General features: G+C 64.1%; 15 protein-coding genes. 11 read left to right on the top strand and 4 right to left on the bottom strand.

Annotated elements, in window-relative coordinates:
- The 10 genes from SM763_RS11770 to folD all read left to right on the top strand — a co-directional run bounded on the left by SM763_RS11770 (position 1) and on the right by folD (position 11,163).
- Positions 1–1,146, top strand: coding sequence for an energy transducer TonB (locus SM763_RS11770; protein ID WP_368998646.1), 1,146 nt, complete (start codon positions 1–3; stop codon positions 1,144–1,146).
- The gene (tolB, locus tag SM763_RS11765) at positions 1,143–2,483 is read left to right on the top strand and encodes a Tol-Pal system beta propeller repeat protein TolB (protein WP_274827732.1); all 1,341 of its coding nucleotides are present in this window, start codon (positions 1,143–1,145) and stop codon (positions 2,481–2,483) included. The genes SM763_RS11770 and tolB overlap by 4 nt, the downstream gene beginning before the upstream one ends.
- A gap of 108 nt (positions 2,484–2,591) precedes the next feature.
- Positions 2,592–3,098, top strand: a complete 507-nt coding sequence (gene pal / locus SM763_RS11760) for a peptidoglycan-associated lipoprotein Pal (protein WP_065272677.1) — start codon at positions 2,592–2,594, stop codon at positions 3,096–3,098.
- Positions 3,099–3,102: 4 nt separating this feature from the next.
- On the top strand, positions 3,103–3,948 hold the full coding sequence (gene ybgF / locus SM763_RS11755; RefSeq protein ID WP_368998645.1) for a tol-pal system protein YbgF: 846 nt from the start codon (positions 3,103–3,105) through the stop codon (positions 3,946–3,948).
- Positions 3,945–5,198 carry a tRNA lysidine(34) synthetase TilS gene (gene tilS, locus SM763_RS11750; RefSeq protein WP_368998644.1) on the top strand — a complete coding sequence of 418 codons (1,254 nt, stop codon included), beginning with the start codon at positions 3,945–3,947 and terminating at the stop codon, positions 5,196–5,198. Before ybgF ends, tilS begins: the two co-directional genes overlap by 4 nt.
- 75 nt (positions 5,199–5,273) lie before the next feature.
- Complete coding sequence (ftsH, locus tag SM763_RS11745) at positions 5,274–7,187, top strand: ATP-dependent zinc metalloprotease FtsH (protein ID WP_065272678.1); 1,914 nt, start codon at positions 5,274–5,276, stop codon at positions 7,185–7,187.
- Positions 7,188–7,405: 218 nt separating this feature from the next.
- Entirely contained in the window at positions 7,406–7,981 is a 576-nt protein-coding gene (locus SM763_RS11740) for an MOSC domain-containing protein (RefSeq protein WP_368998643.1), read from the top strand.
- Positions 7,982–8,168: 187 nt separating this feature from the next.
- Positions 8,169–9,845, top strand: a complete 1,677-nt coding sequence (locus SM763_RS11735; protein WP_274837641.1) for a formate--tetrahydrofolate ligase — start codon at positions 8,169–8,171, stop codon at positions 9,843–9,845.
- Between the two features lie 63 nt (positions 9,846–9,908).
- Positions 9,909–10,214, top strand: a complete 306-nt coding sequence (locus SM763_RS11730; RefSeq protein ID WP_065272680.1) for a chorismate mutase — start codon at positions 9,909–9,911, stop codon at positions 10,212–10,214.
- Between the two features lie 46 nt (positions 10,215–10,260).
- Positions 10,261–11,163 (top strand): bifunctional methylenetetrahydrofolate dehydrogenase/methenyltetrahydrofolate cyclohydrolase FolD, encoded by a 903-nt coding sequence (gene folD, locus SM763_RS11725; protein ID WP_274827737.1) that lies wholly within the window; start codon positions 10,261–10,263, stop codon positions 11,161–11,163.
- 90 nt (positions 11,164–11,253) lie between these two features.
- Here folD and SM763_RS11720 read toward each other — a convergent pair whose 3' ends face one another.
- The 4 genes from SM763_RS11720 to SM763_RS11705 all read right to left on the bottom strand — a co-directional run bounded on the left by SM763_RS11720 (position 11,254) and on the right by SM763_RS11705 (position 15,561).
- Positions 11,254–11,664 carry a PaaI family thioesterase gene (locus SM763_RS11720; protein ID WP_368998642.1) on the bottom strand — a complete coding sequence of 137 codons (411 nt, stop codon included), beginning with the start codon at positions 11,662–11,664 and terminating at the stop codon, positions 11,254–11,256.
- A 75-nt stretch (positions 11,665–11,739) separates the two neighbouring features.
- Positions 11,740–12,396 carry a ligase-associated DNA damage response endonuclease PdeM gene (gene pdeM, locus SM763_RS11715; protein WP_368998743.1) on the bottom strand — a complete coding sequence of 219 codons (657 nt, stop codon included), beginning with the start codon at positions 12,394–12,396 and terminating at the stop codon, positions 11,740–11,742.
- A 26-nt stretch (positions 12,397–12,422) separates the two neighbouring features.
- Positions 12,423–14,849, bottom strand: coding sequence for a ligase-associated DNA damage response DEXH box helicase (locus SM763_RS11710; RefSeq protein ID WP_368998641.1), 2,427 nt, complete (start codon positions 14,847–14,849; stop codon positions 12,423–12,425).
- A 34-nt stretch (positions 14,850–14,883) separates the two neighbouring features.
- Positions 14,884–15,561: a MarR family winged helix-turn-helix transcriptional regulator gene (locus SM763_RS11705; protein ID WP_368998640.1), complete on the bottom strand. Its 678-nt coding sequence runs from the start codon at positions 15,559–15,561 to the stop codon at positions 14,884–14,886.
- A 110-nt stretch (positions 15,562–15,671) separates the two neighbouring features.
- Between SM763_RS11705 and SM763_RS11700 the strand changes: the two genes are divergently transcribed.
- Positions 15,672–17,192 carry an MFS transporter gene (locus SM763_RS11700; RefSeq protein WP_368998639.1) on the top strand — a complete coding sequence of 507 codons (1,521 nt, stop codon included), beginning with the start codon at positions 15,672–15,674 and terminating at the stop codon, positions 17,190–17,192.
- Positions 17,193–17,209: the final 17 nt, after the last annotated feature.

The raw sequence follows: 17,209 nt of genomic DNA, 5'->3' as shown, positions 1-17,209 counted from the left end.
GTGCAGACCGGAACCAAGATCTCTCTTGCGGGGCATGGGCTGCTGCTGAGCTGGGTCGCATTTGGCGCCTGGTTCCCGTCCGAGCCGTTGCCGTTCGAGGTGCAGGAGGTCTCTCTGATCAGCGCCGAGGAATTCGAGCGCCTCAGCCAGACGCGGCAGGCGCCGCAGGTGGCGCCCGAGGCCAGCACGCTGCAGCCGCCGCAGGAAAGTGCCGCGCCTGAGGTGTCCCTGCCGCCACAGCAGCGGCCAGAGCCGGAGCCCCCCACACCCGAACCCCTGTCCCCGCCAGTCCCCGACCCGGTGGTGGCAGAAACGCCCGAACAGCCCCCGGAACCTGCCGAACCCGAGGTGCCGGACACGGCGCCCGGCGTGCCTGAGCCGCCGGAGACAACGGCGCTGGTGGCGCCGCAGCCCGAGGTACAGCAGCAGCGCCCGGTGGACCGGGTCGCCCCGGTGCCGGTGGCCCCGCCCGAGCCGGACACGGCAGTGGATGAGATCGAACAGCCCGAAGTCTCCCCCGACGTCGGTGCCGAGACAGAGCAGGAAGTCCAGGAGGCCACCGCCCCCGAGGCCGCCAGCGACCGTATCGTGACCGAAGAGAACGAAAGCGACGAGCAGACCGTGACCGCGCCCGAGCAGTCCCTGCGGCCCCGTGGGCGCCCGATACGCCGCGCGGCGGCGCCGGAGCCGGAGCCTGAAGCGGCGTCGACGCCGGTTGAGACCGAAGACACCCAGCCGCAGGTGGACCCTTCTGCTGTGGAGGATGCGCTTGCCGCTGCGTTGTCCGGCGGCGCGGATGTGGAGGCGCCGGTACCCTCTGGCCCGCCGCTGACCTCGGGCGAAAAAGACGCCCTGCGGGTTGCGGTGTCGCAATGCTGGAATGTCGGCTCGCTATCGACCGAGGCGCTAAAGACCACCGTGGTCGTGGGTGTCTCCCTCGCGCAGGATGGCAAACCCGACAGCGGCTCGATCCGGATGCTGTCCAGCACCGGCGGCTCGGCAACGGCGGCAAAACAGGCATATGAGGCCGCCCGGCGGGCAATTATCCGCTGCGGGTCACGAGGATTTCAACTTCCCCCTGAAAAATATGCGCAATGGCGTGATATTGAGATGACATTCAATCCCGAAAGGATGCGGATCAAATGAAGACCTATCTGGCTCGCCTGGCTCTGATTGGCCTGACATTCTGCGGCGCCGTTCTGGCGCTGAACGGGTCTGCCTTGGCGCAAAACGGGCCGTTGCGGATCGAGATCGATCAGGGCGTGATCGAGCCCTTGCCTTATGCGGTGCCCGATTTCATTCCAGACGACCCGGCAGCGCGCGAATACGCGGCGCAGATCGCCCGGGTGGTGGCTGCGGATCTGAGCGGCACTGGCCTGTTCCGCGAGGTTCCGGCCTCGGCGCATATTTCCAAGGTAGCCGCCTTTGACGACGCTGTGAAATTTGCTGATTGGAAGGCCGTCAATGCGCAGGCGCTGATCACCGGCGCAGTCAGCGTCAAGGGCAAGCGTCTGACCGTGCGCTTCCGCGCCTATGATGTCTTTTCCGAAGGGGAGCTTGGCGGCGGGTTGCAGTTTTCCGGGACCACCGATGGCTGGCGGCGCATGGCGCACAAGGTGGCCGATGCCGTCTACAGCCGGATCACGGGTGAGGGCGGCTATTTCGACAGCCGGGTGGTATTTGTGTCTGAAACCGGCCCCAAGAACGACCGCCGCAAACGGCTGGCGATCATGGATTATGATGGCGCCAACGTGCAGTATCTGACCAACAGCGATGCCATCGTGCTGGCGCCGCGGTTTTCGCCTACCGGCGACCGGGTGCTTTATACCAGTTACGAGACCGGCTTTCCGCAGATCCACGTGCTGGACGTGGGTAAGGTGCAGCGCCGCATCCTGTCGGCGGACGATGGTATCATGAGCTTTGCTCCGCGTTTCGCCCCCGATGGGCGCACTGTGGTCTATTCACAATCCCAAGGCGGCAATACCGACATTTACACGATGGATATCGCCAGCGGAAAACGCACCCGCCTGACCAACGCACCGTCGATCGAAACGGCGCCTTCCTATTCGCCGGATGGCAGCCAGATCGTGTTTGAAAGCGACCGCTCTGGCGCGCCGCAGCTCTACGTGATGCCCGCAGCGGGCGGCGCGGCGCGGCGGATCAGTTTTGGCACCGGGCGCTATGGCACCCCGGTGTGGTCGCCGCGCGGCGATCTGATCGCCTTTACCAAGCAAAGCAAGGGCCGTTTCCATATCGGCGTCATGCGCACCGATGGCAGCGAGGAACGCCTGCTGACGGCGTCCTTCCTGGACGAGGGGCCGACCTGGTCGCCCAATGGCCGGGTGATCATGTTCACCCGCGAAACCCAGGGGGCGAGCGGCCGGGCGCTGCTCTATTCGGTGGATATCACTGGGCGCAACCTGAAGCCGGTCCGCACCCCCGACGGGGCATCGGATCCGGCCTGGTCGCCGCTGCAGAACTGAGGCCCGGACCATAACGCAATGGTCAAAGGGGCATAAATACCGGCATGGCTGCCTGATCCGACATGTGGTAGGCTGCCAGCAAGAAACGTAAAGGGGTAGGGAATGAGCATGAGCGGTTTCAAAAAGGCACTTCTGGTGGTCGCGGCCCTTGGGGTTGCAGGCTGTAGCAACGCCTCCTGGGACGACACCAGGTTCGGGGATGGCAGCGGCGCGGGCGCCGGTGCAGCGGGATCGGTTTCAGATCCCACCAGCCCGGCTTATTTCCAGCAGGCCATCGGTGACCGGGTGCTGTTCGCGGTGGATCAGTCCAGCCTGTCGCCTGCGGCCGAAGAGGTCCTGCGCGGGCAGGCGGGTTGGCTGCTGACCAATACCGATTACAACGTCACGATCCAGGGCCACGCGGATGAGCAGGGCACCCGCGAGTACAACCTTGCGCTTGGTGCGCGCCGGGCCAATTCGGCGCGGGAGTTCCTGATTTCCCAAGGGGTTGCGGGCAACCGGATCCAGGTGGTCAGCTATGGCAAGGAACGCCCGCTTGAGATCTGTTCGGCCGAAAGCTGCTATGCCAAGAACCGCCGCGCCGTGACCGTTCTGGCCAGCGGCCTGACGGGGTAAGGCGATGCAGCTGCCCCGCCGGATCCGCGCCACCCTGATTGCCTCGGCCGCCGTTGCCGCGCTGTTCGGGCCGCTGCCCGCAGCAGCGCAGGACCAGCAGACCCTTGCCGATATCCGGCAGGAACTGACCGTCTTGCACGTGGAGATCCAGCGTCTGACGCGCGAATTGTCCACCACCGGCGCGCCTGCCACCAATCTGGCAGGCAGTTCGGTGCTGGACCGGGTCGAGGCGATCGAAACCGAGCTGCAGCGCCTGACCGCTCAGACCGAACAGCTGGAATACCGCATCAACCGGATCGTTGCCGATGGCACCAACCGCATTGGCGATCTGGAGTTCCGTCTGGTCGAACTGGAAGGCGGCGACATCAGTGCTCTGGGTGAAACCTCGACGCTGGGCGGGGACACCGAGGCGGCAAGCATCGAGACTTCTGTGCCGGTTCCTGTGCCGGGTGCTGCCAGCGAGTTGGCGGTGGGCGAGCGCGCCGATTTCGATGCCGCGAAGCAGGCGCTGGACGAAGGCAGCTATCAGGACGCCGCCGAGAAATTCGCGGCCTTCAATGCCGCTTATCCGGGTAGCCCGTTGGCGGCAAAGGCCGATTTCCATCGCGGCAAGGCGATGGATGGTCTGGGCGACACGCGTGAGGCGGCGCGGGCCTATCTGGCGTCCTTTACCGGCGATGCGGTTGGCCCGATGGCGCCCGAGGCGTTGTTCGAGCTGGGTGCCGCTCTTGGCCGGTTGGGCCAGCGCGATCAGGCCTGCATCACCCTCTCTGAAGTCAACGCACGGTTCCCCGGCAATGATACGGTGGCCCGTGCCGAGGCGGAGATGGCCACGCTGGGCTGTTCTTGACGCAAGACGCGGCGGATATCATTGCAGGCGTTCGCGCCCAGATCCCACACCCCCTGCCAGAGCGGCTGGGGGTTGCCGTTTCCGGGGGGAGCGACTCGGTTGCGCTTCTTCACATCCTACACCGCGCTTTGACACCCGAAGGGGTGCAGCTTTACGCGGTCACGGTGGACCACGGATTGCGCGCAGCCTCGGCCGCAGAGGCGGAGGGCGTTGCGGCGCTGGCCACGGGCCTTGGACTTTCACACGATATTCTGCACTGGGCCGAGGGACCCGGCGTTGGCAATCTGCAGGATCAGACCCGGCAGGCTCGCTATGGTCTGCTGCGGGATTGGGCGCGCAGCAAAGGCATCGCCGCACTGGCGCTGGGTCATACGGCAGACGATCAGGCGGAAACCGTGCTGATGCGGCTGACGCGGGCCTCTGGCGTGGATGGATTATCAGCAATGTCCGCCGTGCGGCAGCTTGAGGATCTGACGCTGCTGCGTCCGCTCTTGTCTTTGCGCCGGGCGGATCTGCGTGATTACCTGCGCGCCGAAGGCGTACCTTGGGTCGACGATCCGTCAAATGAGGACAGGCGATTCGACCGGGTGCGGTTGCGCCAGGCCCTGCCGATGCTTGAAGAACTGGGGCTGAGCGTCGAGGCGCTGTCGCTTGTTGCAAAAAATATGCAACAGGCGCGGCAAACGCTTGATCACTATGCACTATCGGCGGCGCAGGAGGGATTTTCGTTTCAGGCGGGCGCTGTGGCGGTAGAGCGGGCGTATTTTGCGGGACTGCCGGATGAAATTGCCCACCGGTTGCTGCGGGCGGCGCTGCAATGGGTTTCTGGCGGCACCTATCCGCCGCGGCGCGCGCCGATGATGGCGGCGCTGGAAACCGCCCGTACCGGCGGTTCGGCCACCCTTGCTGGTGGGCGCATCCTGTGCCGCCGGGGCCGTCTCTGGATCTGCCGCGAAGCGCAGGCCGTACGTGGCCAGATCGCGGAAGTTGGGCAGGTCTGGGATGGGCGCTGGGGAATTAGTTACGTAAAATCAGATGATTGCAAGGTGCGTGCCCTCGGAGCAGAGGGACTTCAGCTCTGTCCGGATTGGCGGGAAACCGGTCTGCCGGGACCAGTGCTGGAGGTCACCCCTGCTTTGTGGCGCGGGGCCGATCTGATTGCCGCACCGCTGGTGAGACCGGCGCCGGGATGTACGGCAGAGCTGACCTGCAGCGAAGAAGAGTTCTTTGCATCCTTTTTATCGCATTGAACCTGACCGAATGTTCCCTATTTTAAGCGCAACGTGGGCGATCTACGCGTCGCCTCGAATATTGGGAGATTTTCCTTGGGTAATGCACGCAATATCGCCTTCTGGGTCGTTCTGTTTCTGCTGATCCTCGCGCTGTTCAATTTGTTCAGCGGGTCGGGCAGCACCATGCAGAGCCGTGAGCGCACCTATTCCGACTTTGTCGCCGCCGTCGAAGGCGGGCAGGTCAGCACCGTCACCCTTGACGGGGAGCAGGTCCGCTTCACCACATCCGATGGCCAGAGCTATGTCACCATCAAGCCGGGGGACGCGGAAGTCACCTCGATGCTGATCGAGAACAACATCCCGGTGCGGGCTGAGAAACAGCAGCAGTCGGGTTTCCAGTCGTTCCTGATCACATTGCTGCCCTTCCTGCTGCTGATCGGTGTCTGGGTCTATTTTATGAACCGGATGCAGGGCGGGGGCAAAGGCGGCGCCATGGGCTTTGGCAAGTCCAAGGCGAAGATGCTGACCGAGAAACATGGCCGCGTCACCTTTGACGATGTTGCCGGTATCGATGAAGCCAAGGAAGAGCTGGAAGAGATCGTGGAATTCCTGCGCAACCCGCAGAAATTCTCGCGCCTCGGTGGCAAGATCCCCAAGGGTGCGCTGCTGGTAGGCCCTCCGGGTACCGGTAAAACGCTGCTGGCCCGCGCCATCGCGGGTGAGGCTGGCGTGCCCTTCTTCACCATCTCGGGCTCTGACTTCGTTGAAATGTTCGTCGGTGTCGGTGCATCCCGTGTGCGCGACATGTTCGAACAGGCCAAGAAAAACGCACCTTGCATCGTGTTCATCGACGAAATCGACGCCGTGGGCCGCCATCGTGGCGCCGGCTATGGCGGCGGTAACGACGAGCGCGAACAGACGCTGAACCAGCTGCTGGTCGAGATGGACGGTTTTGAAGCCAACGAAGGCGTGATCATCCTGGCGGCGACTAACCGCAAGGACGTTCTCGACCCCGCCCTGCTGCGTCCGGGCCGCTTTGACCGCAACGTCACCGTCGGTAACCCGGACATCAAGGGCCGTGAAAAGATCCTCGGCGTGCACGCACGCAAGACCTCGCTGGGCCCCGATGTGGATATGCGCATCATCGCGCGCGGCACCCCGGGCTTCTCCGGTGCGGATCTGGCGAACCTCGTGAACGAGGCTGCGCTGATGGCTGCTCGCGTCGGCCGCCGCTTTGTCACCATGGAAGACTTCGAGAACGCCAAGGACAAGGTGATGATGGGCGCCGAGCGTCGCTCGATGGTGCTGACGGCGGATCAGAAGGAAAAGACCGCCTATCACGAGGCGGGCCACGCTGTTGTTGGCCTGAAGCTGCCCGAGTGTGATCCGGTCTATAAGGCGACGATCATTCCGCGCGGCGGTGCCCTGGGTATGGTTGTCAGCCTGCCCGAGATGGACCGGCTCAACTGGCACAAGGACGAGTGCGAGCAGAAGCTGGCGATGACCATGGCCGGTAAGGCCGCCGAAATCATCAAATACGGTGAAGGCCACGTTTCGAACGGCCCGGCCGGCGATATCCAGCAGGCCAGCCAGCTGGCCCGCGCCATGGTGATGCGCTGGGGTATGTCGGAAAAGGTCGGCAATATCGATTATGCCGAGGCGCACGAAGGTTACAGTGGCAACACCACTGGCTTCTCGGTCTCCGCGCATACCAAGGAGCTGATCGAGGAAGAGGTACGCGAGTTCATCCAGATGGGCTATGACCGCGCCTTCAAGATCCTGACCGATCATCACGACGAATGGGAACGTCTGGCGCAGGGTCTGCTCGAGTACGAAACCCTGACCGGCGATGAGATCAAGCGCGTCATGGGTGGCGAGCCGCCGCATTCAGGCGAGGATGAAGGCGACGACACCGATCAGGGTAGTGCCTCGGTCACCGCAGTGCCCAAGGCCAAGCCGAAGAAAACCCCGCCCGAGGGCGGCATGGAGCCGGAACCGTCCTCCTGAGGCGCTCCCTGAATGTGAAAGGCCCGGTCTTTGACCGGGTCTTTTTCTTTGCAGCAGTGGGCATTTGTTTGGACCGGGCCGGTTGGGGTGGGGGTGGCGCTGGGTAAAGCCCATGGTTCTCTCTGGCAGTTCGGGGCTTAGCGTGTATGGTTCGGCACAAGCGCTGTGCCCTGCGAAAGCGGTAGTGCAAAGCGGATGAAGTACAGGGGAGTCCTCACATGCCAGTCTTGCGCGAAACCGAATTCACCGGAGAGATTGTCTGGATGGGACAGGTTCCGGCAGGAGAGGTGCTTGCAGCGATTCCACAGCAGACGCTGGACCTCGGCTTTGACGGCATTGCTGGGGAGCGTCACGAGGGCAGTTTGCGTCCCTCCTGTGTGCGGGTGAAGAACCTCTATCCCACCGGCACCGAAATCCGCAACGTGCGCCAGCTGACCATTCTCTCTGAGGAAGAGCTGGCCCTGATTGCCGCGGATATGGGGCTGGAGCAGATCGACCCGGCCTGGCTGGGTGCCAGCCTGGTGCTGCGCGGTATTCCCGATTTCACCTTCATCCCGCCCAGTTCCCGGCTGCAGGGGCCGGATGGCACCACCCTGACCGTGGATATGGAGAACCGCCCCTGCGTGCTGCCGGGGCGCGAGATTGAAAAGGATCATGGCGGTTACGGCGCGAAATTCAAACCTGCGGCGAAAAATCGACGGGGAATCACCGCCTGGGTAGAACGTCCGGGGCGACTCTCAATCGGGGATGCTCTGACGGTTTTTGTGCCGGATCAGCGCGCCTGGGCGCCCTGAAGCCGCGCCCGAAAGGAACAATGCGTTCCTTTCGGACACTCGAAGTTCCGATCGAATTCGCGCTACGCCGCTTCAAGACACGATAATGTCGGAAATCACGCGCGCCATTTGCCGCAGTCTGGCTAAGTCTTGGTCAACTCCGGCCCGCGAGCCGGTCAACGGACAGAAACAGGTCAGGAACCAGGCCATGAGCTACAAGAGTGACATCGAAATCGCGCGCGAAGCGAAGAAGCTCCCCATTCAGGACATCGGCAGCAAGCTGGGCATGTCGCATGACGATCTGCTGCCCTACGGCCACGACAAGGCCAAGGTGAGCCAGTCCTTCATCAACTCGGTGCAGGACAAACCCGATGGAAAGCTGATCCTGGTGACCGCGATCAACCCGACCCCGGCGGGCGAAGGCAAGACCACCACCACCGTGGGGCTGGGCGATGGTCTGAACAAGATCGGCAAGAACGCCATGGTCTGCATCCGCGAAGCCTCGCTTGGCCCGAACTTCGGCATGAAGGGCGGTGCCGCTGGTGGTGGCTACGCGCAGGTCGTGCCGATGGAGGACATGAACCTCCACTTCACCGGTGACTTCCACGCGATCACCTCGGCACACTCGCTGCTGAGCGCGATGATCGACAACCACATCTACTGGGGCAACGAGCAGGAAATCGACATTCGCCGCGTCCAGTGGCGCCGCGTTGTCGACATGAACGACCGTGCCCTGCGCCAGATCAACGTCTCGCTCGGCGGTGTTGCCAACGGGTTCCCGCGCGAAGGTGGTTTCGACATCACCGTGGCCTCCGAAGTGATGGCGATCCTGTGCCTGGCCAACGACCTGCAGGATCTGGAAAAGCGTCTGGGCGCCATGATCGTGGCCTATCGCCGCGACCGCAGCCCGGTTTATTGCCGTGATATCAAGGCAGAAGGCGCCATGGCGGTGCTGCTGAAGGACGCAATGCAGCCGAACCTGGTGCAGACGCTGGAAAACAACCCCGCCTTTGTCCACGGCGGTCCCTTCGCCAACATCGCGCACGGCTGTAACTCTGTCATCGCGACAAAGACCGCGATGAAAGTTGCTGATTACGTGGTGACCGAAGCGGGATTTGGTGCGGACCTTGGCGCCGAGAAGTTCATGAACATCAAGTGCCGCAAGGCCGGTATCGCACCCGACTGCGTTGTGCTGGTCGCCACCGTGCGCGCGATGAAGATGAACGGCGGCGTGGCCAAGGCAGATCTTGGCGCCGAAAACGTCGAAGCGGTGATGGAAGGCTGCGCCAACCTCGGCCGTCACATCGGCAACCTGAAATCCTTTGGTGTGCCGGTTGTCGTCGCGATCAACCACTTCGTCACCGACACCGATGCGGAAATCCAGGCGGTCAAGGACTACGTGGAAACCCAGGGCTCCGAAGCGATCCTGTCGCGTCACTGGGAGCTGGGTTCGGAAGGTTCTGCCGATCTGGCCCGCCGCGTCGCGGAAATCGCCGACAGCGGCGTCAGCCAGTTCGCACCGCTCTACAACGATGAGCTGACCCTTTTTGAGAAGATCGAGCGCATCGCCAAGGGCATCTACCGCGCCGACGAAGTGCTGGCCGACAAGAAGATCCGCGATCAGCTGAAACTCTGGGAAGATCAGGGCTATGGCAACCTGCCGGTCTGCATGGCGAAGACCCAGTACAGCTTCTCGACCGATCCCAACCTGCGCGGCGCGCCCACCGGCCACTCGGTCCCGGTGCGTGAGGTCCGCCTCTCTGCGGGCGCCGGGTTTGTCGTGGTTGTCTGCGGTGAGATCATGACCATGCCGGGCCTGCCCCGCACCCCTGCGGCGGAAAACATCCATCTGAATGCCGAAGGGCAGATCGAAGGCTTGTTCTAAGGCGCAAATTGCGCAATCTGCGGCCCGGGGACCTATTCCCGGGCCGTAGGAGTTTTTGTGACGATGACCAATCCGAAACCACCGCAGGACTGCGCCGATATGGGAGAGTTGCGCGCCGCGATTGATGCGCTCGATGTGGCACTGGTCAGGATGCTGCGGGCGCGGGCGGATTATATCGACCGGGCGGTAGAGCTGAAGCAGGTGAATGGCTGGCCCGCACGGATCCCGGCCCGTGTTGAGGAGGTTGTGGTCAACGCCTGCCGCACCGCCGAGGCCGAGGGGCTCGATCCTGCTCTGGTCGAAGGTATCTGGCGCGATATGGTGGATTGGTCGATTTCGCGCGAGGCGCGAGAGATCCCCGAGACATGAGCGCGAGGCCGCATCTGGTCTTGCAGCCCTGAGAAGGAACGAAGCGATGGCAGCAAATATCATTGACGGCAAGGCCTTTGCGGCCAAGGTCCGCGGTCAGGTCGGCGAACATGTGGCGCGCCTGAAGGAAGAGCACGGTATCACCCCCGGTCTGGCGGTTGTGCTGGTGGGCGAGGACCCGGCGAGCCAGGTCTATGTCCGCTCCAAGGGCAAGCAGACCGTCGAGGTCGGCATGAACTCCTACGAGCACAAGCTGGAGGCGGATACCTCTGAGGCCGACCTGCTGGCGCTGATCGACCAGCTGAACAATGATCCCGCCGTGCATGGCATTCTGGTGCAGCTGCCGCTGCCCGGCCATCTGGACGAGGATCTGGTAATCAATGCCATCGACCCGGCCAAGGACGTGGACGGCTTCCATATTTCCAACGTGGGTCTTTTGGGCACCGGCCAGAAATCCATGGTGCCCTGCACGCCGCTGGGCTGTCTGATGATGCTGCGTGATTATCACGGCAGCCTGTCGGGCATGGATGCGGTGGTGATCGGCCGCTCCAACATCGTGGGCAAACCCATGGCGCAGCTGCTCCTGGGGGACAGCTGCACCGTGACCATCGCGCATAGCCGCACCAAGGATCTGCCCGATGTGGTGCGCCGCGCCGATATCGTGGTGGCCGCCGTCGGGCGCCCGGAAATGGTGCCAGGTGACTGGATCAAGGAAGGTGCCACCGTGATTGACGTGGGCATCAACCGCATCGACGCCCCGGAAAAGGGCGAAGGCAAGACCCGCCTTGTGGGTGACGTGCATTTCGAAAGCGCTGCGGCGCGTGCCGGTGCCATCACCCCGGTGCCTGGCGGTGTCGGTCCGATGACCATCGCCTGCTTGTTGGCCAACACGGTCACCGCCTGCTGCCGGGCCAACGGTCTGGCAGAGCCGGAAGGTCTGACCGCCTGATTGCTTTGATACTCTGACGCTTTTGTCAGCTGCGCCCGCCGGACTGTTTCGGCGGGTGTTCTGCTGTTTGGTCTCTGGTGGGGCAGGATTTTACTTGGCGACCGGCACCATGGTGCCTTGCAGGATCGCCACCAGCTTTTCTTCCTCACCGGTGATGGCATGGACTTCGCAGGTGGCCACGACCAGCCGCCGTCCGGGTTTCACCACGGTGCCGGTGGCCCGCAGGCGATCCCCAGCGCCGGGCGCCAGCAGGTTGATCTTGATCTCTGCGGTCATCACTTCCTGATCCTTGGGCATCAGGGACAGCGCCGCGTATCCTGCTGCGGTATCGCCGATGGCAAAGGTCAACGCCGCGTGGGCGACGCCATGCTGTTGCAGGCTGCTGGGCAGGATAGGGGCGGAGACCACCACCTTGCCTGGCGACACGGAATCCAGCGTGGCGCCAAGGGTTTGCATCACGCTTTGGCGGGCGAAACTGTCTGATATGCGATCTGTGCTCATGGCGCGATCATACGGCCTGCAGGGACCGGTGGGAACAAGACGTTGCGTTAGCGGGGCCGGTCTAGCTGGGCCAGCCTAGCGAGGCATTGGGCAGGGCAGGGGTTTTGGTCCGGTCAGGATCGCAATCGCTTCTGGCGCCATCAGTCCCGCAAGGGCAGGATCACTGCTGCGCAGCCCACCGGTATAGGTGCCAAAGGCGGGCAGGATCAGTCGGGTGCGATCCAGCAGAAAGGCGGGGCGGGCACTGCCCCGGCGTAGCCGCGCCTTGGGGTGGAAATGGCCTGAGATCTCTCCTGCTTCGGCGTCACCCTCGGCAATATGGCGAAAGGTGAGCGGACCAAGGCGCATCTCGGTGCAGGAGCGACCGCCAAATCCCGCAGGACCCGGATCGTGGTTGCCCTCCACCCAGATCCAGTCCTGTGCGGCGATCAGGCTGCGCAGGTCCTGCACGTCCTCTGGCGGTAGCGCCTGGGCGGCGGCCAGATCGTCGAAACTGTCGCCTAGGCACAGCACGGTCTCGGGCTGCAGCTGCCGGATCAGCGCCGCCAGCCGCGCCAGTGTATCGCGGGTCTCATACGGAGGCAGGGGAGCCCCGCCGCGCCGCAGGTGGCGCTCGGATTTGCCCATATGCAGGTCCGAGACACAAAGCAGCCGCTGCTCTGCCCACCAGAGCGCGCCGCTGCCAAGCGCGGTGAGCCGTGCGCCTGCCAGCGTGAAGTCATAGCCGAGCAGGGCGCCCTGAGATCCTGCCGGATCGTTCATGTGTCCAGCTCCGCGAGGCCCGAGGTGCGCATCAGCTCTTCGGCTTCGCGCTCCAGCAGTTTCTGTGCTCCAGCGCCCTGAACTGGCACCTTCCCCATTTCCAACAGTAAGGGCGCGGCCAGCGGGCTGATCCGCTCAAGTCGCCGCAGGGTCACGCGGCCGCGGATGCGGTCGGCCATCTCCTCAATACGGGCAAAATCCACCAGCCCGCTCAGCGCTTCGTCGCGGGTGATATCCAACAGCAGGTGATCGGGATCGTACTTGCGCAGCGTGTCATAGAGGATATCGGATGAAAACGTCGCCTGCCGCCCGGATTTGCGGGCGCCGGGGCTGTTGCGTTCGATCAGCCCGGCGATGGTAGCCGCGCCGCGAAAGGCGCGTTTCATCACCGCGTTTTCCGCCAGCCAGCGCTCCAGCCCGTCGCGCAGGGTCTCGGCCTCCAGCAACGGCGCGGGGTCGGTCAGCTCCGCCAGCCCCCAGATCAGCGTGGCATAATCTGTTGCAACGAACCCAAGCGGATCAAGGCCCAACTCCTCCATCCGTTTGGTCACCAAAAGCCCCAGCGTCTGCTGAGCGTTGCGCCCGGCAAAGCCATAGAGACAGGTATGTTCCCGGCCCTGATGCGGAAAGCTTTCGATCAGCATCTGCCCGGCGCGGGGCAATTCGGACACCTGGCGCTGCAGGTCAAGCCAGTCGGCGGTGTGGGCGGGCAGATCGGGCCAGTCGCCGCGCGCCAGAAGGTCCAGAATGCCCTGGCTCAATTGGGTGGAGGTGGCAAATTTGGTGCCCGAGAACACGGCGATCTTCGGCTTGCGGCCCCTGTCGCGGCTGACTTCCACCGTCATTTCACGCAAGGATTCATAGCGCACGATCTGGCCACCGATCAGGAAGGTGTCGCCGGGGGTCAATGTGGCGGCAAAAGCCTCTTCGATTTCGCCCAGAGGCTTGCCGCCGCGGCTGTGTTTCATCCGCACCTTCAGAAGGTCGGCGTCCTGAATGGTGCCGATATTCATGCGGATGCGGGCCGCCGCGCGCGGATCGCGCAGCTGCCACAGGCCGTCCGGGCGCTGCAGCAGGCGCTGCCATTGGTCATAGGCGCGCAAGGCGTAACCGCCGGTGGCGCAGAAATCGAGACAGGCATCGAATTCCGCGCGGCTGAGGGCGGCATAGGCGCCTGTGCTGATGACCTCGGCATAAAGCGCATCGGCATCAAACGGCCCCGCGCAGGCGGTGATCAGGATATGCTGGCACAGCACGTCGCGCGGCCCCGGTGGGCGTGGATCGCCATCAAGCCTGCCTGCCTGCACCGCCTCCAGCGCGGCGTGGCATTCGATCACTTCAAACCGGTTGGCGGGCACCAGCAGAGCCTTGGACGGGGCGTTGTAGCGGTGATTTGCCCGCCCGATGCGCTGCACCAGCCGTTTGACGTTCTTTGGGGCGCCGATCTGGATCACCAGATCCACGTTGCCCCAGTCGATGCCCAGATCCAGCGAGCCGGTACAGACCACGGCGCGCAGCTCTCCGGCGACCATCGCGGCCTCGACCCGCTCGCGCTGCGCCCGGTCAAGCGAGCCGTGATGAATGGCGATGGGCAGCGCGTCTTCATTGGCGAGCCACAGGTTGTGAAAGAAGATTTCCGCCTGCGCCCGGGTGTTGTGAAAGATCAGCGTGGTCTGATGGGCGCGGATCTGCTCCAGCACGGCAGGGATCGCATAGGCCGCGCCGCCCCCGGCCCAGGGCGGTGCCTCACTCGTGTTCAGCATGGCGATATCGGGGGCGGGGCCGGGATCGGCCAGCACGATATCGCAGGGGTCCGGATTGCGCGCCAGATAGCGGGCGACGGCGGCGGGATCATCCACCGTGGCCGAAAGGCCCACCCGGCGCAGATCCGGGCAGAGGCTTTGCAGCCGCGCCAGCGCCAGCATCAGCTGGTCGCCACGTTTGCTTTCGGCGAGAGCGTGGATTTCGTCGATGACGATGCGCCGCAGCCCGCCAAAGGTCCGGGTGGCATCCTCGTAGGACACCATCAGCGCCAGGCTTTCGGGGGTGGTCAGCAGGATATGCGGCGGGTCGGCACGCTGACGTTTGCGGCGCGATTGCGGGGTATCGCCGGTGCGGTCGTCAATCCGGATCGGCAGTCCCATTTCCTCGACCGGGGTGCGCAGGTTGCGTTTGATATCCGCCGCCAGCGCCTTGAGTGGTGAGACATAGAGCGTGTGCAGACCTTCGTGGTTGCCGTCCGCCAATTCGGACAGCGTCGGCAGGAAACCTGCCATCGTCTTGCCGCCGCCAGTGGGGGCGATCAGCAGCGTGGCGGGATCGGCGGCGCGCACCAGCATGTCCTGCTGATGCGGATGGATGGTCCAGCCCCGGGCGCTGAACCAGTCCAGGATCCGGGGCGGCAAGGCGGCGGTGCTATCCATAAAGGTTCCGTTCGGGGCGGCGGCGGGCAGGGCGTCAGGAGGCGCCGGGGACCTGCGCCAGCCGCGCGCTGATGGCTTTGATTTCCTCCGGGAACCGGTTGTTACCAATGTCCCCGGCTTCTTCGGTCCAGGTGACGAACCGTTCGAACAGAGGGACAAATAGGGCGAGTTCCTCTTCGCTCCAGCCCGACAGGAATTCTCCGAGAACAAGGAACTTGAACTGGCTCACGGCTTCGATGATGGCGGTGCCGCGTTCCGTCAGCTCAACCAGCGTGCGGCGGGCGTCGCGCTGGCTGACGGTGCGCCGGGCCAGCCCCCGGGCGATCAGGTCGCTGGTCAGGCGGGAGGCCCGCGAGGGGTCGATGCGCAGCCGGGTGGCGATGGTAGAGACCATGACCTCTTCCTCGGCATCGTCGCTGCCAAAGGTGCTGGCCGGGGCCCAGATTGCCATCATCACGTCAAGCTGGGCCAGATCGACCTCCTCGGCCAGCCCAAAGGCCGCCAGCGCCGCCGAGCCAAGCTCGCGCTTGTTCACCCGGCGCCGCCACTGTTGCAGCACGTCGTCAATTTCCAGCGAAGCCGTGCTGGTGCGGCTGTCAATCCCGGCCTGTTCCAGGAAATGCGTCAGTTCGGTGTTGCGCCCGGCTATGGTTCCATCCTCCAGGAGGTCGTCGGCCCAGGGGGGGCTGACAAAATTACATGCTGTTGACATGTAAATGACGTGGTCATACATGTGCTAGTATCAGATGACCTGTTTCAGGGCCGAACGCAATGCAACTGCAGAGCGGCCCCCTCAAATCAAGCCAGAGCAAGGATTATCACGTGAGCGGACCGATCCCAAGCACCCCCGGAGCCCTGGACGACAGAGAGCTGAAGCTGATGATCGGCGCGGTGGCCTCTGTTTTGTTCATTGCATCGCTGGGTCAGACGGTGGTGACGACGGCGCTGCCCACGATCCTGAGCGAGCTGGGCGGATTGTCGCAGATCACATGGGTCATCACCGCCTATCTGATGGCAGCGACCGTCGGGGCGCCGGTCTGTGGCAAGCTGGGCGACCTGTTCGGGCGCAAACCGGTGATGCAGGGTGGCATCGTGGTGTTTCTTGTCGGCTCGCTGATCTGCGCGCTGGCGCCGAACCTCTGGGTGCTGGTGGCCGGGCGGTTTGTGCAGGGCGTGGGCGGTGGCGGGTTGATCGTCGTCTCCATGGCCACCGTCGCCGATGCTGTCCCCGCCCGCGAGCGGGGCCGCTATCAGGGGATGCTGGGCAGCGTCTTTGCCGCCTCGACCGTGGTCGGACCGCTGGCGGGGGGCTTTATCGTGCAGCATTTCGCGTGGGAGTGGCTGTTCCTGCTGAACCTGCCGCTGGGACTTGCGGCCTTTGTGGTGCTGGCCCGCTCGCTGCGCTCGGTGCCAACCGGGCGGCGTCCCTCGATTGACTATGCGGGCGGGCTGAGCCTGTCGCTGCTGCTTTCACTGGCGGTGATCTCAGCGAGCCTTGGCGGCTCAACGCTGCCCTGGAGCAGCGCCGAGATGCAGGGCCTTCTGATCGCGACACTGGCGGCGCTGGCTGTCTTTGTGATGATCGAAAGCCGCGCCAAGGAGCCGATCCTGCCGCTGCGCCTGTTCCGCATCAACAATTTCCTGGTGTCCAACGCCGTTGGGCTGATCGTCGGTTCGGCGATTTTCGGTACCATCGTGTTTGTGCCCTTTTTCATGCAGGTGGTGCGGGGCATGTCGCCGGCGCTGTCGGGCATGTTCACCTTTCCGATGATGCTGGGGATCATCCTTGGTTCGTCCATTTCGGGGCGGATCATGGTGCGGACCGGGCGGTATCGCTGGATGCCCACCGTGTCCACGCTGATCCTGGCGGGGGCGATGGCCTCCCTTGCGCAGATGGGCACCGGCACGTCCGAATGGTGGATCGCGGTATCGATGGTGCTGACGGGACTCGGGATCGGGCCGGTGATGGCGGTTGGCGTCACTTCGATCCAGAACGCGGTCCCGCTGACCATGGTCGGTGTTGGCACCGCTAGCGCCAATATGTTCCGGATGATCGGCGGCTCGGTCGGCACGGCGGTCTTTGGCGCGGTGTTTGCCGCCGGTCTGACGCGGGAACTGGGCGGTGCCCTTGGCGGTATGAACCCGCGCAGCCTCAGCAAGGATGCCATCATGGCGATGGAGCCCGGCCTGCGCGAGGCGGTGGTGACCGGCATCGCCGAGGCGCTGCACCCGGTGTTCTGGGCTGCTACGGTGCTGGCTTGCCTTGCTTGCCTGATGTCGCTGTTCCTGGCGGAAATCCCGCTGGAGGATCGCACCATGAGCCGGACGGCAGAAGCGGACTAGGCAAAGCCAAAAGAAAT

This window comes from Pseudophaeobacter sp. C1-32P7, from assembly GCF_041008775.1.
Classification (GTDB): domain Bacteria; phylum Pseudomonadota; class Alphaproteobacteria; order Rhodobacterales; family Rhodobacteraceae; genus Phycobacter; species Phycobacter gallaeciensis_A.
This window is presented reverse-complemented; position numbering and strand designations above follow the sequence as displayed.

Excerpts from the sequence above, each read along its gene's own strand:
- tolB (WP_274827732.1), top strand. The coding sequence starts at position 1,143 with ATGAAGACCTATCTGGCTCGCCTGGCTCTGATTGGCCTGACATTCTGC.
- pal (WP_065272677.1), top strand. The coding sequence starts at position 2,592 with ATGAGCGGTTTCAAAAAGGCACTTCTGGTGGTCGCGGCCCTTGGGGTT.
- ybgF (WP_368998645.1), top strand. The coding sequence starts at position 3,103 with ATGCAGCTGCCCCGCCGGATCCGCGCCACCCTGATTGCCTCGGCCGCC.
- SM763_RS11740 (WP_368998643.1), top strand. The coding sequence starts at position 7,406 with ATGCCAGTCTTGCGCGAAACCGAATTCACCGGAGAGATTGTCTGGATG.
- SM763_RS11735 (WP_274837641.1), top strand. The coding sequence starts at position 8,169 with ATGAGCTACAAGAGTGACATCGAAATCGCGCGCGAAGCGAAGAAGCTC.
- SM763_RS11730 (WP_065272680.1), top strand. The coding sequence starts at position 9,909 with ATGACCAATCCGAAACCACCGCAGGACTGCGCCGATATGGGAGAGTTG.
- folD (WP_274827737.1), top strand. The coding sequence starts at position 10,261 with ATGGCAGCAAATATCATTGACGGCAAGGCCTTTGCGGCCAAGGTCCGC.
- SM763_RS11720 (WP_368998642.1), bottom strand. The coding sequence starts at position 11,664 with ATGAGCACAGATCGCATATCAGACAGTTTCGCCCGCCAAAGCGTGATG.
- SM763_RS11710 (WP_368998641.1), bottom strand. The coding sequence starts at position 14,849 with ATGGATAGCACCGCCGCCTTGCCGCCCCGGATCCTGGACTGGTTCAGC.
- SM763_RS11705 (WP_368998640.1), bottom strand. The coding sequence starts at position 15,561 with ATGTCAACAGCATGTAATTTTGTCAGCCCCCCCTGGGCCGACGACCTC.